Origin of the sequence: Roseburia sp. CLA-AA-H209, assembly GCF_020687575.1 — a bacterium.
Classification (GTDB): Bacteria; Bacillota; Clostridia; order Lachnospirales; family Lachnospiraceae; genus Roseburia_C; species Roseburia_C amylophila.
In genome coordinates this window covers 46,500-61,854 of the sequence record NZ_JAJEQU010000008.1, presented here as the reverse complement: position 1 = coordinate 61,854, position 15,355 = coordinate 46,500, and the positions used below count along the sequence as shown (strand labels likewise).

13 protein-coding genes are annotated in these 15,355 nt (G+C 41.1%); all 13 read right to left on the bottom strand.

Translation table 11 applies throughout. From position 1 onward, the window contains the following. Positions 1 to 14: 14 nt before the first annotated feature. The 13 genes from LKD41_RS09170 to murI all read right to left on the bottom strand — a co-directional run bounded on the left by LKD41_RS09170 (position 15) and on the right by murI (position 15,249). Positions 15 to 1,502 carry an ASKHA domain-containing protein gene (locus tag LKD41_RS09170; protein ID WP_227700998.1) on the bottom strand — a complete coding sequence of 496 codons (1,488 nt, stop codon included), beginning with the start codon at positions 1,500 to 1,502 and terminating at the stop codon, positions 15 to 17. Between the two features lie 132 nt (positions 1,503 to 1,634). Beyond that, positions 1,635 to 2,210, bottom strand: a complete 576-nt coding sequence (locus LKD41_RS09165) for a manganese efflux pump (RefSeq protein WP_022242983.1) — start codon at positions 2,208 to 2,210, stop codon at positions 1,635 to 1,637. A 33-nt stretch (positions 2,211 to 2,243) separates the two neighbouring features. Next, positions 2,244 to 4,454: a hypothetical protein gene (locus tag LKD41_RS09160; protein WP_227700997.1), complete on the bottom strand. Its 2,211-nt coding sequence runs from the start codon at positions 4,452 to 4,454 to the stop codon at positions 2,244 to 2,246. Positions 4,455 to 4,475: 21 nt separating this feature from the next. Beyond that, the gene (locus LKD41_RS09155; RefSeq protein WP_227700996.1) at positions 4,476 to 6,560 is read right to left on the bottom strand and encodes an efflux RND transporter permease subunit; all 2,085 of its coding nucleotides are present in this window, start codon (positions 6,558 to 6,560) and stop codon (positions 4,476 to 4,478) included. A gap of 155 nt (positions 6,561 to 6,715) precedes the next feature. Further along, entirely contained in the window at positions 6,716 to 7,282 is a 567-nt protein-coding gene (locus LKD41_RS09150) for a TetR/AcrR family transcriptional regulator C-terminal domain-containing protein (protein WP_227700995.1), read from the bottom strand. Positions 7,283 to 7,314: 32 nt separating this feature from the next. Continuing rightward, on the bottom strand, positions 7,315 to 8,367 hold the full coding sequence (locus tag LKD41_RS09145; protein WP_227700994.1) for an HD-GYP domain-containing protein: 1,053 nt from the start codon (positions 8,365 to 8,367) through the stop codon (positions 7,315 to 7,317). A 74-nt stretch (positions 8,368 to 8,441) separates the two neighbouring features. Further along, positions 8,442 to 8,672, bottom strand: coding sequence for a hypothetical protein (locus LKD41_RS09140; RefSeq protein WP_022242978.1), 231 nt, complete (start codon positions 8,670 to 8,672; stop codon positions 8,442 to 8,444). A gap of 31 nt (positions 8,673 to 8,703) precedes the next feature. After that, a complete protein-coding gene (locus LKD41_RS09135; protein WP_227700993.1) occupies positions 8,704 to 9,300 on the bottom strand; it encodes an HdeD family acid-resistance protein in 597 nt (198 codons plus the stop codon). Positions 9,301 to 9,346: 46 nt separating this feature from the next. Further along, entirely contained in the window at positions 9,347 to 9,826 is a 480-nt protein-coding gene (gene ybaK / locus LKD41_RS09130; protein WP_022242976.1) for a Cys-tRNA(Pro) deacylase, read from the bottom strand. Positions 9,827 to 9,896: 70 nt separating this feature from the next. Beyond that, positions 9,897 to 11,057 (bottom strand): ATP-binding protein, encoded by a 1,161-nt coding sequence (locus tag LKD41_RS09125; RefSeq protein WP_022242975.1) that lies wholly within the window; start codon positions 11,055 to 11,057, stop codon positions 9,897 to 9,899. 38 nt (positions 11,058 to 11,095) lie between these two features. Continuing rightward, positions 11,096 to 12,421 (bottom strand): MATE family efflux transporter, encoded by a 1,326-nt coding sequence (locus LKD41_RS09120; RefSeq protein WP_227700992.1) that lies wholly within the window; start codon positions 12,419 to 12,421, stop codon positions 11,096 to 11,098. A 439-nt stretch (positions 12,422 to 12,860) separates the two neighbouring features. Next, on the bottom strand, positions 12,861 to 14,057 hold the full coding sequence (locus tag LKD41_RS09115) for a cation:proton antiporter (RefSeq protein WP_227700991.1): 1,197 nt from the start codon (positions 14,055 to 14,057) through the stop codon (positions 12,861 to 12,863). A gap of 415 nt (positions 14,058 to 14,472) precedes the next feature. Continuing rightward, positions 14,473 to 15,249 (bottom strand): glutamate racemase, encoded by a 777-nt coding sequence (gene murI, locus LKD41_RS09110; RefSeq protein ID WP_227700990.1) that lies wholly within the window; start codon positions 15,247 to 15,249, stop codon positions 14,473 to 14,475. Positions 15,250 to 15,355: the final 106 nt, after the last annotated feature.

Sequence of the window (15,355 nt, the reverse complement as noted above, 5' to 3'; positions counted from 1 at the left end):
TTCCTCTTTTATTTCTATTCTGGGAAATTCATATTGGCAACATATCGTTCCTCAAAGTCCGCCTGTTCTGCAAGATTGATTGATTCACATTTTTTTATCATTTCTTCCGTGCGGCTCCTGTTTTCTTCCGAACTTCCATAGGCGATACAGCCCTGCAGAGATGTATTTCCGACTGCTTTTGTACACTTCTCTAATTCCGCCGGAAGCAGTCCAATGCCTGCTGCTATATGCACATCCAGATATACTCCAAAGCCTCCTGCCAAATATACTTTTTTTATCTCTCCCATGGAAATGCCGGCATGCTCTAACAGTAATTCGATTCCGCTGTGAATTGCCGCTTTAGCAAGCTGCACCTCTCTGATATCCTGCTGGGTAAAAGTAATCTGTTTTCCATCCTTCATCCGTGCCAGAGGAAAGCCTTCTTCCCTGTATTTTTCCTTCATCTGGCCGGATGCATCTATGATATGATTTTCATAAAGTCCTGCTACCAGCTCTAACACGCCGGTTCCACAGATTCCCGTTGCCGGTGCGTTTCCAATCGTTCCAATAATTGTCCGCTCTCCAATGACACGCACCTTGCTGATTGCTCCAGTCACACTGGCAACACCGCATGAAATATTTCCACCTTCTAATGCCGGTCCTGCCGGTGCAGAGGTGGCAATCATCTTATCCTCTAATGCCAGCACCATTTCTCCATTGGTTCCCAAATCCAAAAGCAGGGAAGGTCTTTCTTCTTCATCCATCCCGCACGCCAGCATGCCAGCTGCAATATCTGCGCCCACAAATGCTGAAATTCCAGGCAGTAACGTCACCGGTATGTTCGAAAGGCTGTCCTTTCGTTCTGCAAGACTGACCGGAGTAAATGGTGCCTTACCAAGTCCCTCACAGGAATCTCCCATATAAAGATGTTCCATGGTGGTATTTCCTGCAATATAAATATGCTCAATTACAATGTCTTTCTGTTTCTTCTGTATCTCTTCTAACAGGTTTAAAATATCCTGCCGGATTAATGTCTTTAATTTTTCACCCGTTCCCGCTACAGATGCCTTAATTCTGCTTAATACATCCTGTCCAAATATACGCTGGCTGTTGCCACAGCCTGCTGTGGCAAGCACCGCTCCCGTCTCCTTCTCTGCCAGTGCCGCTGCTATGGTAGTAGTCCCGATATCTACTGCAAGGAAAGTTTTTCTCGTTTGTCGTTTTGCCTCCTGTGCTCTGCCTTCTGTTATATTTATTTTTTCTACTCCTGCAATCTGGGTTAATTCTTCTCTTCCCTCTCCCCAGCCAAAGGCAGAAATTATAATATCTTCTTCCGGTTTCGGATAGAGTTTACAGGAATTCACCCATGCACCATCTATCTCTACTTTACATTTCCCACAGGTGCCGTTTCCACCACATGCCATAGGAACCTTATAATCTTTCCGAAGCAGTGCCTGTGCGATGCTTTCTCCCGGCTGCATAATAATGTCCTGATGTAGTTGTCCAATTCGAAGTTTCAGCATTGTGGTCACTGCCTCCTTTCTTTGTGGCTATTATACCCCCCGGCATTACTACTTAACAAGGGGAAAATACAAATACCGCCGGCAGCTGCGCTCCCAAACGCAGCTGCCGGCGGTATTTTCACGCCCTTATATTTATAATATAAACCTTATTATTACATCTACTCCGCCAATCAGAAGAAGAATTCCTCCAATCAGATATACCTTTGTCTTCTGTTCATAGCCGAAATGATATCCAACATAAGCACCACCGACTACACAGACAACAGTAAGTATGATTCCAACCAGTATTAATGACAGTAGGCTTGTTCCCAGAAAGCCAAATGCCGCACCGGTCAGGAATGTATAAAATGATGTTACAGCACAAATCCGTACGAATTTATGTACGCCAAGGTTCTCTTCCCGGCGTTCATCAATCCGGTCATTCTTCCAGGCTTTAATCAAAAGCCGGATTCCCAGACACAGGAATACTGCCACTGAAATCACTTCACCTAATATAACCTGTGATTCTTTAATATCATATTTACACAGGAGGTCGGCTCCAAGATTTCCAAGATATAAAACAATTACCTGCCATACGGATACCAGTAATGTCACCAGCACAAGCTGTTTGGTACGAATCTTAGCTAACATTGCTCCCTGACATTCTACTGAAGCAAATACATCCATGGAAAGTCCGCATACAATTATTAATGTTTCTATCCAGTTCATCTTCCGTCCTCCTTTCTCTTAAAATTATTATACTTAATCCTCTGCCTTAATGGAAGCAGTTTCCCAAATAAATTTTACATTTCCTTTGACACCATCTGCTGTTCTGGTAAATGTGTTATATTCATTTCCGGCATCCAGCACTGCATCTACTTTATCCAAGAGCTCTTTCAAATCTCCGTTGTAAGCATCCGCAAGTTTCTCTATTGCCTGCTCATCAAACTGTGCCATTCCATCTGCCAGTGTCTCAGAGCCATCCTCTAACTGGTCTACACCATTTATCAGAAGGTCTGTTGCACTCTTCAAAGAAGTCATTCCTGCATTCAGTTTGTCATTATTTGCAACTAAGGTATTTGCTCCGTCTGCCAGCTGTTTTGCACCATTGGTCAAATCTGTAATTCCCTGTGAAAGTGCGCCATTTACAGAGCTGTCTAATGTATTAACACCTGCTACAATTCCATCGTCACCATTCAGGCCTGCATCTAAGGATGCTGCTCCAGTCTTTAAGGTTGCAAGCTGTGTATCATCAAACTGTGCAAGTCCTGCCTGTACCTGAGCCAGTGCCTGTGCACCACCTGTAGTTCCAAGCTTGGTTGCAACTGCTGAAATATTCTGTAACTGGGCTGCATAAGCTGTGCTTAAGCTATTGAAATCAACCGCACTGCCTGCCTGGGTAGTTACTGCTAAAAGTGTTGCATTGGTTGTATCATCCAGCATATAAATATTAGCATCTGCATTAACCGCCTGTAATCCGCCACCGGTTGCTGCTACTACCTGTGAATAGGCACCGTTTAATGTAGTTCCCGGGGTCTGTAACTGCTGTAATACTGCAAGGTAATTTACTGCTGCACTGGTATAATCAGTCAATGCGGAAGTAAATGCTGCCTGTGCATCTGCTGAAGATGCATAAGCATCCATTCCTGCAAGACTGCCATTTACAGTAGATTTCAAGGTTCCGATTCCATCTACCAGCTGGGCAACTCCACCATTAATCTGTGTTGCACCGGCTCCTGCCTGCTGCACACCAGTCTTTAATGCAGATACACCACTTGTCAGTGCCGGAGCACTTTCTGCAAGCTTTGCAATGCCGGAGTTTAAGGTATTTGCACCATCTGCTACTGCAGATGCACCAGAAGTATAATCTTTCACACCAGACTGTGCTGTTCCAACACCGGCTTTAAATTCTCCAAGACTGCTCTGTAATGTTTTCAGTCCATCGGATAACTCGCTGCTGCCATCTACCAACTGGTCAGATGCATCAGTCATCTCATCTATTGTATCGGATAATACAGATAAGTCAATATCTCCATTTACATTCATTTCAGAAAGAAGGTTGCTGGATGCCATGGATACTGTCATATCCAGCGAGAAATCTTCTACATCTGCAGTTACTTCTACATAATCCGGGAACTGGACATCATCACCAAGGTCAGCATCATCAATACCAAGGCTTTCTTTTAAACCTGGCATTGTGATTCCTACCACAATATTGTTTTTTCCATCAGAAATTACTTTTCCATTGGTAACTTCTACATTCGTGAAGTTATCATTTAATACCATTCCGGTTACAACAGAGAACGGAACATAGACATCTGTGGATTTGCCATCGATAGTCTTTGTTGTCTTCTCATTATTGGTAAATTCAAAACGCATGGTAACTTTTCCGCTCTTTCCGGCTAAATCCTTTGGAGCAATTTCTTTTCCATCCAGATAGTAAGTAATTTTCTGGGTAATCGGAGCTTCTTTATCCGTAGTACCCTGATAGAAGATATCATTTCCCTGTGCATCCCAGGTTACTTTATCTCCATCCTGTTTGAAGGTCTCATCGCCTTTTACATTCTTGATATCCTTTAAATCAGATGCATCCTCCAAAGTATCTGCATTTTCTTTATTCTTTAACCAGTCGCTTACAATGGTTTTATTTACGGTACCGTCTGCATCTGCAATCATATATACTGTTTCATCTTTTCCGGTTTCTTCTGTTTCCTTATCGGAATTCAGAAGATTTCCCAGCTGGTCTTTTAATTCAGACTTGGTTTCTTCTGCGTCTGCATCTTCTGTGTCTGTTTCCTCTGTAGAAGTTTCTTTTTCCGTAGCCTCTTCTGATACACTTTCGGTAGATGGCTTTGCTGCATTTACCTGCCATACGCCATAACTGGTTCCAAGCATTGCCACCATCAGCACGCCTGCGATTACACGAATCGCATATTTATTTTTGAATTTATTCTTTAATTCTGAAAATTTCATTGTTATGTCCTCCTTCTTAATCTATACCGTTTTGTTCTTGTTGCGGAAACCAGCACTGGTTACGCAGATTACTTTATCAAATATCATAAACAATGAAGGTAGTACAAAGATTACAACCAACATACTAATCAGTGCACCTCTTGCCATCAATGTACATAAGGAACTAATCATATCGATATCAGAATAAAGTCCTACACCAAAGGTTGCTGCGAAGAAACTCAATGCGGATACGATAATGGACTGGATGGAGCTCTGCAGGGCACTTGTAATTGCTTCCTTCTTCTCGGCTCCCTTATATCTTGCTTTCTTATATTTATTGGTCATCAGGATTGCATAGTCAACCGTTGCACCCAGCTGAATGGTTCCGATTACAATGGATGCGATAAACGGAAGCTGTGTACCGGTGTATGCCGGAATACCCATGTTGATAAAGATTGCAAAGTAAATTGCAGCTACCAGGATAATCGGCAGTGATATAGATTTAAATACAACTGCGATGATTACGAAAATTGCTCCGATAGATACTGCACTTACGACTTTGAAGTCATGGTCTGTTGTGGTAATCAGATCCTGCGTACATGGTGCTTCACCAATTAACATGCCATTTTCATCATAGTTCTTAATAATACCGCTGATGGCATCACACTGTGCATTTACTTCATCTGATGCTACTTTATACTCAGAAGTAATCAGCAGCAGTTCATAATTTTCATTTTCCAGCTCGCCACGGATAGAATCCGGGATGACATCTCTTGGAATTGCCGGTCCGACGATTGCATCCAGACCAAGTGTTGCCTTTACACCATCCACATCATCGATTTCATCAATCATCTTCGATATGGTCTTTGGCTCTAAGCTGCTGTCTACTAAAACAATGTGGGTAGCACCCATATCAAAATTTTCTTCCAGCTTGTTATTTGCTGCAATACTTTCCAGTGAATCCGGCAATGTACCGGCCAGATCATAATATACGTTCGTATTGTTATAACCCCAGATTGCAGGTCCTAAGATTACCAGGAATAAAATAATGAATATGTAATAATGGCTGGTAATCCAGTTTGCAATATTTCCAAGGTCCGGCAGAATAACACGGTGTTTGGTTTTCTCAATTGCCTTGTCAAACACCAGAATCAGGGATGGAAGGATGGTTACGCAGGCGATTACACCGAAGATAACACCCTTAGCCATTACCACACCAAGGTCAAGTCCCAAGGTAAAGCTCATGAAGCATAATGCAATAAATCCGGCTACTGTAGTAATGGAACTTCCGACTACAGAAGTAATGGTATTTGAAATTGCATGTGCCATGGCACGATTCTTATCTCCCGGAAACCGTTCCTGATTCTCCTGATAACTGTGCCACAGAAAAATGGAGTAGTCCATGGTAACACCAAGCTGTAAGACTGCCGCCAACGCCTGCGTTACATAGGAAATTTCCCCTTTTATTACGTTACTTCCCAAATTATATACAATTGCCATACCGATACTTAATAAGAAGAACAGTGGAATAATTGCGGAATCCATGGTCAGAGAAAGTACCAGAACAGATAACAGTACTGCAATCAATACATAAAACGGAACCTCTTTGTTGGTCAGATCCTTAATGTCTGTTACAACTGCTGACATACCACTTAAGTAACACTGTTTTGTTGTAATTCCCCGAATCTCTTCAATGGCATCCATTGTCTCATCTGCTGACATGGAAGTATCAAACAAAATCGCCATCAGCGTACTGTCCGATTCGTCATTGTTGAATATGTCATAAATCTCATCCGGCAACACATCCATTGGTACGGATAAGTCTGCCAGTGAATCATACCAGATAACAGATTTAACATGGTCTACATCTGCAATCTGTTCCCGAAGGGTGGAGATATCTTTATCTTCCATACCTTCAATGACACATAGGGAAAATGCTCCAGTACCGAACTCATCTACCAGAATATCCTGTCCTTTCATGGACTCTAATTCATCTGGCAGATAGGAAAGGATATCATAGTTAACCCTTGTGTTAAAGTAACCAAATGCTGCTGGAATCAGTAAAGCAAAACTGATAATGAGTATCAGGACTCTGTGCTTTACGACGCCCTTTCCAAATTTAATCATCTCTTTACCATCTCTTTCTTTTTCATGTTTTTCTAGGTAAGAGTATAAAAAAAAAGACTGCATTCGAACATATGCAATCTTTTTTGGCTGTATCAATCCAATATACAAATTGTAGAATCTGTAACAGTTGCTATACATATCTGCCAATTTGTATATTAATTATCGCCTATAATATCTGCGATAGAATTGCGAATCATATAATTATAAATATCCGACATCTCTTTTGCAGGCATAGACATTCCACTTTTTATCCAGGTAATTACCAGAAAACATAAGGACTGGGCATGATACCGGGCAATCCGCTCTTTTGTAAGCCATGGCGATGGAATCTTCTTATCCAGATCCTTCTCTTCCAATACTTCTATCAGTGTTCCCGTAATGCATTCCTTTACAATATCTTCAAAAGAGTTCTGTCCCTCTAAGCGGCTTGCTTTGGTATAGAAATCTTTTTCTTTTTCAATACCCGCAAATATAATAATCAACGCCTGATTAATCATTCCATTCTGAATCAACGGCTTTACCGGTTCTAATAATTCAGTCCGGATAATCCACTCTAACAGTTCATACTTATCCTGAAAATGATTGTAAAAGGTCGGGCGGATAACTCCCGCTTTATCGGTTATCTCTTTGATTGTAATCTTTTCTATAGGTTGCTTGATTGTCAGCTCTTTTAGGCTCTCCGCAAGCAGTGTATCGATTGCATTCCTTCCCTGATTTGTCATAACTTCCTCTCATCTTCTTATCAAACAGCCGTCTAAACGACCAGTCGCACTATGGTGATACTTCTTGCTTCCTTATTATTCTTAAGGTCTATGATTTCTCCTGTATCACAGACTTTTACAATCGGGCGAAGCACAAATCCCTGATAATTATGCTTTACTACTGCCATTCTGCCATCAGAAAATTCCACTTCACAGCCCGCCGGATAGACAGCCACCCAGCGTAAAAATACTTCCACCAGCTTCGGATCAAACTCCGAACCGTTCATTGCCATTATATATTCAATGACATCTGCCGGCGGCATCGGATCACGGTATGGTCGTTTTGAAATCATGGCATCATACACATCTGCCAGCTTGATAATTCTTCCATAAATACTGATTTCATCACCGGATTTTCGCATCGGATAACCTTCGCCATTATAGCATTCATGATGTTCTAATACACCAAGATATACTTCCGGTGCGAAATCAAAATTATCCCTCAGGAACTCATATCCTAACTTCGGATGCTGTAATACGATTCTTCTTTCTTCCTCGGTCAGTGTACGACGTGCATTTAATATATCTATCTCTAAAAATTTCTTTCCGATATCATGAAGTAATGCAGCCGTAGTAAGAATGCGGAGTTCATACTCATCCATTCCATAATGTGCTCCGATTACTGCGGATAAAATTCCCACATTTACAGAATGAAAATAAGTATAATCATCATAATTCTTAAGACTCATCATGTTATACATTACTTCTTCATTTTCCAGAAGACTGTCCACCACCTGCATGACAGCTTCCCGAATCTGCCATTCCTGTTCGCTGACATCTTCCTCTTCCATACGGTCAATAAACAGATGATGTACTATTTCCAGGATCTTTGAGTGAATAGACGGCTTAATTACTTCGGCAATCTCTATTTCTTCAGAAAACTTATCATCAATATAAAGACCCGGATAACCCATCTTATCCAGATTCTCTATCTGCTCCTGATTTAAAATCTGATGTCTGCCTAAAAGCATGACTCCCTGACCGTCTAATATGTCCTGAGCCAGTACCATTCCGGCCTCCACCTTTTTTATTGGTAGATAACGCATCTAAATTGCTCCTCTTTGTCTTTTGTTACCCCACACGCCTATTCTATAACATTTTATCTGCGATTACAACTTTTTTACTCATCAAATTCTACCGTCACAAAAAAGCCCTTCGGTGTTTCCTTTACATCCACTACCGTCCCTTCGGTAGACTTCAGGCGTTCCCGGAAGGTATAATTTGCTGACATTGCAAATGCATTTCCAAGTGTATAGTAATAGGAAGTCGGCAGCTTACTCTCTGTCACCGGTAACACATCTCCTACTTCCAGTAACCCGGTTCTCTCCATTTTAAACTCCATCTGCCGCATTGATAATACGCCTCCTGATTATGCTTCTAAATTATTCATTTTCTTCTGAATCTTCTTCTACTACTTCTACATCAATGGCTTCTGCCGCCTGTTTTGCCGCTTTGACAGCACCTGCCACACGATATACTACAAACAAATCACTCAGTCCGTCATAAATCAGTGCAATTCCTACGATTACCATAGCAATCTGTACCATCTCGATGGCTTTCCAGATTAATAATATTCCGAATGCAAAATTAAGAATTGTAATCAAAAGCAGGATTCCCCATGCTGTGTCACCATTCTGCTTTGCTTCGATGGTCATCCGTAAGTCTTCCAGACCATGCATCAGCAATACGACTCCGATTACTACCGGGAATATCTTTGCAAAGTTCAATGGCTGTACCAGAATCCATACCCCCAAAATAACCAGTGCAATTCCGGTTGCCAGTCCCAGCCTGCTTTCCAGTTTATTTCTCATATAAGAAATAACATGTCCGATTCCCATCACGCATAAAATAGCTGCTAAAATATAGCAAAGTACCTTTGTTACCTGCGTAGGCCATATCATAAGAATAACTCCCAGTGCCACACAAAGAATAGCGGATAATATAACATCTGCTTTGATTCTCTTTAATGTTTCCTTCATAATAAATACACTCCTTCCACTTGTTTTTTTATTTAATTTCTTTCCTTTATTTTGCAGTAATATCTGCATAGGCTGCTCCGGTTACTGCTGCTAAGTCTGCCGGAGATAACGCCATGGATGTGCCGATTCTTCCGCCACTGATATAGATTTTATCAAACTGTTCCATACTTTTATCTAAAATGGTCGGAAACTGTTTCTTCATTCCAAGGGGACTGCAGCCACCTCTTACATAACCGGTAATCTTTGTAATATCTTTTACATGAATCATTTCTACGGATTTCTCACCGGCCGCCCTTGCTGCCGCCTTTAGATCCACCTCTTCTGCAATCTGTACCACAAAGACATAATATGCCTTGCTTTTTCCCTGCATGACCAGTGTCTTATAAGTCTGTTCCACCGGTGCTCCGGTCAGTTCTGCCGTATGCAGTCCGTCAATAAATTCATCACATTCGTAATTTAAGATTTCATATGCCACTTTATGCCGGTCTAAAATCCGCATGGCATTGGTCTTTACTTCTTTCCCCATGGTTTTATGCTCCTTTTGGGTTCTTTACTTTTTTTGAAAGTCTCTGTTTTAACCTGAGCTGATTTGCATGTTACTCATCCGCTCCATTCACATAGGTTTCTAAAAAAGAATGTTTTACCCCATCTTTCTTATAAGCAATAATGGTACTTAAATTTACATTTTCCACACTACGGAAGATATTATTTTCCACATATGGATTTACTTCCTTTAATCTGGCAATCAGCTGTTTGATTTCCATCCGCTTTGACACGGTACGTCCATCCGGGTCACAGGTGGTACAGGTATCGGTAAAATGGCAGGCACACTGGATAAAATGCAAATCATTATAATCTCTCCAGTGCTTGATATCATCCTCCCGGATTAAATACATCGGTCGAATCAGTTCCATTCCTTCAAAATTCGTGCTGTGTAGCTTCGGCATCATGGTCTGTACCTGTGCACCATAGAGCATTCCCATTAAAATAGTCTCAATGACATCATCATAATGATGTCCCAGCGCAATCTTGTTACAGCCTAATTCCTTTGCCTTGCTATATAAATAACCGCGGCGCATTCTTGCACACAGATAGCACGGAGAATTCTCAATCTCATATACCGCATCAAAAATCTGTGTTTCAAATACCGTAATCGGAATCTGCATCAGTTCTGCATTCCGTTCAATCACTTTACGGTTCATCTCACTGTATCCCGGATCCATCACTAAGAATACCAGTTCAAACTGGAATTTATTATGCCGCTGCAATTCCTGAAAGAGTTTTGCCATCAGCATGGAGTCCTTACCACCGGAAATACATACTGCCACTTTGTCTCCCGGTTGCAACAGCTCATATTCATTGATTGCTTTCGCAAATTTACTAAAGATTGCTTTATGAAATTTCTTGCGGATGCTCTTCTCGATTTCCTGACAGCGTTCCTCTTTCTCTGATGTTTTCTTCTGGAAACTATCCATCAGATATGCGCCATAACCGCCCTCTAAGCTGACTGCATCAAAACCTTCTTCCCTTAGTCTTTCCGCTACTCCGATACTGTTGATTCCTTTGGCACAAAATAGTATCAGACGCTTGGCCGCCGATAGTTCCTCTTTTCTCAAAAAAATCTCCTGCTCCGGCAGATTGACTGCTCCCTTGATACTTCCATAGCGGAAGGCATCCTCATTTCTGATATCGATTAACTGGTATTCCCCAGCCTTATATTCTTTTAATTGTGCCAGATTAATCTCAGTATCTGCCATGCTTCCGCTCCTTACTTTCAATTTTCTCTTATTTTATACTAGGCGTTTTCTTTTATCAATATCTTCTGTTTCCATTTTCCGCTCCGCCACCGTAAAATCATTCCCACTGCCCGGACACATTCATCCATTGCCATACCGATATATGCTCCACAAACCAGCAATCCTAGATGAATTCCGAAGAAATAAGATCCCCCCACCGCACACAGGTACATGAATATCGCAGCAATCACTGTAGTAAATACCGCATCACCGCTGGTCTTTAAAGCATTTCCGTATACCAGATTAGTCACCCGTCCAATTTCAAGGACAATATCAATTGCCAGAAGCTTTCCAACCAGAGATACCATCTGTGGATCATCCGTAAACATCCGTATCAGCCAATGGGACGATAAAGCAAAAATGCTCTCCAGTATCGTCGCAACAATTACACCCACAACTGCTGCTTTTCTGGTTCCTTTATCACAGGCTTCATAATCCTGTGCACCTATCCGCCAGCCGACCATAATTGCATTTGCCTGGGCTAACGCTGCACCTACGCAGTAAGAAAAATTTGTAATCTGTATGGCATAGGAACGGGCTGTTACGTTCATTCCATTGGCATCCATCTGATTTAAGAAACGGATAATCAAAGTCATTGCCACATTATATAGTGCTGTTTCCATGGCAGAAGGCAGTCCGATCTTGACAATCTGTCCGAATACCACACGGTTCTTAAGCCTCTCCTCCTTCTCCTTCGCATGAATATAATAATGTCCGAAGCAGATTACCAGGCCAAGATTCAATACCCTTGAAATTACTGTTGCTGCAGCAACTCCTGCTACTCCATAGTGGAACCCAAAAAGGAATACTGCATTTAAGATAAAATTTAAAATGTTGGCAGATACCGTTGCCACAAGAGGCTGTCTGGTATATCCAAACGCTCTTAAGTAGCTGGAGAAAATCGGAATCAGTGCGTTTAAAATGCATCCGCCTCCCACAATCCTAAGATATGTTTTTGCATACTCCATCAGAGAATCTGCCACACCAACCGCTGATAATATCATTCCTGACTGGAAGAACAAAAATACCGCAAGAATTGCTCCTACAATAGCGTTAAATAACATGCCAAGCTGTCTTGCCTGATATGCAATCCCCTCTTTTCCGGCACCGATATACTGCGTCATAACCGCAATCATTCCGGCTGAAATAACAGAAAACATAATGATAAAAATACCTATATAGGTATTGGCTGTTCCAACAGCACCGACTGCTGCATCTCCCACAGATGAAAGCATCAGTGTATCCACCATGCCGGAAAGCATATAACATAATGTTTCCAGGCAGATTGGTACAAACAATTGTCCAAGGGTTTTCTTTTGTTCCACGTTTTGTCCTCTTTCTTTTCTTTCGATAGTTCTTTACATTTTATAATTTATCTTTTTGAATGGCGTCTGTGTAGTCTGCCAAGACGGGATGCGGTATCAGGGTGTAAGTAGTATCTGGAATTTGTTTTTTCGTTGTCTCTGTTCCGGCAACCGGTGCAAAGTCACATCCCTGTTCCTATGCACCTCGCTGGTACATCCCTGTACCAGCGTTGCCAGATAAAGAACAAATTCCAGATACTACTAACAGCCCCGATAAGCATCCCTGCTTTGGCAGACTACACAAACGTTTATCTAAATAGCAAATACTAAATAGCAAGCTGCAAATAATAATAAAATCAATAGCTATGCGCAATTACAAGAAAATCCTGCGGACGCAAATGTAACAAACTTACATTTATTTTTGGTCTGCAGGATTTTATTTTACTGCGCTATCTGACTTTTATGCTGCCGGCTGTTCAGACTGTTTATCATGCATTACCAGCTTCAGCAGAATCGGGGTAATCAATGTTGTCACGATTACTACCAGTACGATTGGTGCGAAGAATCTATCATCTAACATGCCGCACTGATATCCCTTCTGGGCAACAATTAACGCAACCTCACCACGGGAAATCATTCCGACACCAATCTGTAATGCTTCTTTATTTGTATAGCGGCAGAACTTTGCGCCCAGTCCGCATCCAATCACCTTGGTCAGTAAAGCAATCACTAAAAGGATAATGGTAAATCCTACCATAGAACCTGTCATTCCGTCTAAGGATGTCTTAATACCGATACTTGCGAAGAATACCGGTGAGAAGAATAAGTAAGACGGGAAGTTGATTCTGTCTTTTACATATTCACCGTTCTTCATGCTGCAAAGCATCAGTCCTGCGAAATATGCACCTGTAATATCTGCAATGCCGAAGAATTTTTCTGATATATAGGATAATAAGAAGCAGAATGCCAGTGCAAATACAGTAACACGTCTTTTCTGACCTTCGCTTTCAATTAATGGTTTGCATTTTGATACCAGGAAGAATAAGATTCCGATTACAATAAAGTAAAGAACGATCTTAACCATAACAGTAACCGGATTTACGCTGGTATCCTTTAAGCTCGTTACAATGGTAAGTACAATAATTCCAAGAATATCGTCAATAACAGCTGCGCCAAGAATGGTTGTTCCGACTCTTCCCTTTAAACGTCCCAGTTCACGCAATGTTTCTACTGTAATACTCACAGATGTTGCTGTCAGCACAACTCCGATAAAGACAGATTTCAATACCTCCTGATAATCTGTAAAATCTGTATGGAAATATAATGCATACCCTAAAAATCCACCAATCAGAGGAACAATAACTCCGATTAAAGCAACGATAAAGGATGCCAATGCATTTGCCTTGATTTCTTTCAGATCAGTCTCCAGTCCTGCGGAGAACATCAGGAAAATAACTCCGATTTCAGCTGTGATTTCAAGGTATACTCCGTTGGTTCCATCCAGTGTGATAAGTTTTAATACAGATGGTCCTAAAACAATACCGGCTGCCAGTGCTCCTACTACTGCCGGCATATGCACTTTTCGTGAGAAAAGTCCTAATACTTTTGTTGAAATTAAAATAATTGCTAAAAAAAGCAGAAATTCATAAGATTCCATAATATGACCTCTTTCCTTCCTTCTCTTGTTTTTTCTTTTTACATTCTCCTAAACCCGGAACTATGTTAACTCTTTTTGCTGGTAATAGCAATACATTTTTTCTTTTTTTGTTACTTAATATTTATATATTTTCCAGGATTTTTTGTTACTTTTTCACAATTAAAAATCAGCCACTCTTTTTAGCATGAAAAAACAGCCCTTCCGGACTGTTTTTTCGAGGAGTTTAGTTATGAAAATGTTTCATCTATTAAAAGGAAATTATTGCCACTTTTTCAAACGAAAGGAAATCTGTTTTTTATTTTTGTGTCCCTTCATTTGATAAATTCATTATATCCATGAAATGTGTCTAAAGTGTGTCAGCTTTCGAAAAGGATTCTAAAAAATTCTAAAAAAATATTCCCATTTAATTTATATTTTATTTAGAATTAAGTAATATTTCGCACAAACGCAGCTTTTCTAGTGTTGCCGCACTGTTTTCAAATATTACCCTGCCTTTTCTGTCTCCGGTATACAATAATTCCTTTTCCATAAGCCGCCGTCTGGTCTCCCGTGCCACACCGGCTCCTCCATCAAAAAATTCCACCGTATTTCCAATCACTTCTGCTATTGCATCCTTTACAAAAGGATAATGGGTGCATCCCAAAACGATTGCATCCACCCTTCCCTCACAATATGGTTTCAACAGCCTGTATAAAAATGCCTTTAATCCGGCACTGTTTAATTCTCCACGCTCAACAAATTCCACAATTCCGGGACATGCCAGTGGGTAAATCTCTGCATTTTTTTCATACCGTGCCATAAGCCGTTGAAATTTTTCTTCCCGGATTGTCATTGGCGTTGCCATAACAAGTACCCGTGGATGCTCCATAAACTGTACTGCAGGCTTTAATGCAGGTTCAATTCCAACCACCGGTACATCCGGATATTCTTTTCTCAAAATCGAGACATCTGCACTGGTTGCTGTATTACAGGCAATCACTACTGCTTTTGCTCCTTCTGATAACAGGTGTCTCACATGACATTCCGTCAGTTTCCGCACCTCTTCTAAGCTCTTTCCACCATACGGTGCATTTTTAGAATCTCCAAAAAATATATAATTTTCATTTGGCATCAGGCGTACCAGTTCACGTAATACACTTATTCCACCTACACCTGAATCAAATACTGCAATTGGTCTTTCGGTCTGTTTCATGATAGCCCCCTGTTTTCGCATACAAATAGGTTCTCTTCTTTCGTAAAAAACTGCTGAAAACAGATTTTCCGTTTTCAGCAGCAATTCTTAGTTTTCCCTCGGGCAT

Excerpts from the sequence above, each read along its gene's own strand:
- LKD41_RS09170 (WP_227700998.1), bottom strand. The coding sequence starts at position 1,502 with ATGCTGAAACTTCGAATTGGACAACTACATCAGGACATTATTATGCAG.
- LKD41_RS09165 (WP_022242983.1), bottom strand. The coding sequence starts at position 2,210 with ATGAACTGGATAGAAACATTAATAATTGTATGCGGACTTTCCATGGAT.
- LKD41_RS09160 (WP_227700997.1), bottom strand. The coding sequence starts at position 4,454 with ATGAAATTTTCAGAATTAAAGAATAAATTCAAAAATAAATATGCGATT.
- LKD41_RS09155 (WP_227700996.1), bottom strand. The coding sequence starts at position 6,560 with ATGATTAAATTTGGAAAGGGCGTCGTAAAGCACAGAGTCCTGATACTC.
- LKD41_RS09150 (WP_227700995.1), bottom strand. The coding sequence starts at position 7,282 with ATGACAAATCAGGGAAGGAATGCAATCGATACACTGCTTGCGGAGAGC.
- LKD41_RS09145 (WP_227700994.1), bottom strand. The coding sequence starts at position 8,367 with ATGCGTTATCTACCAATAAAAAAGGTGGAGGCCGGAATGGTACTGGCT.
- LKD41_RS09140 (WP_022242978.1), bottom strand. The coding sequence starts at position 8,672 with ATGCGGCAGATGGAGTTTAAAATGGAGAGAACCGGGTTACTGGAAGTA.
- LKD41_RS09135 (WP_227700993.1), bottom strand. The coding sequence starts at position 9,300 with ATGAAGGAAACATTAAAGAGAATCAAAGCAGATGTTATATTATCCGCT.
- ybaK (WP_022242976.1), bottom strand. The coding sequence starts at position 9,826 with ATGGGGAAAGAAGTAAAGACCAATGCCATGCGGATTTTAGACCGGCAT.
- LKD41_RS09125 (WP_022242975.1), bottom strand. The coding sequence starts at position 11,057 with ATGGCAGATACTGAGATTAATCTGGCACAATTAAAAGAATATAAGGCT.
- LKD41_RS09115 (WP_227700991.1), bottom strand. The coding sequence starts at position 14,057 with ATGGAATCTTATGAATTTCTGCTTTTTTTAGCAATTATTTTAATTTCA.
- murI (WP_227700990.1), bottom strand. The coding sequence starts at position 15,249 with ATGAAACAGACCGAAAGACCAATTGCAGTATTTGATTCAGGTGTAGGT.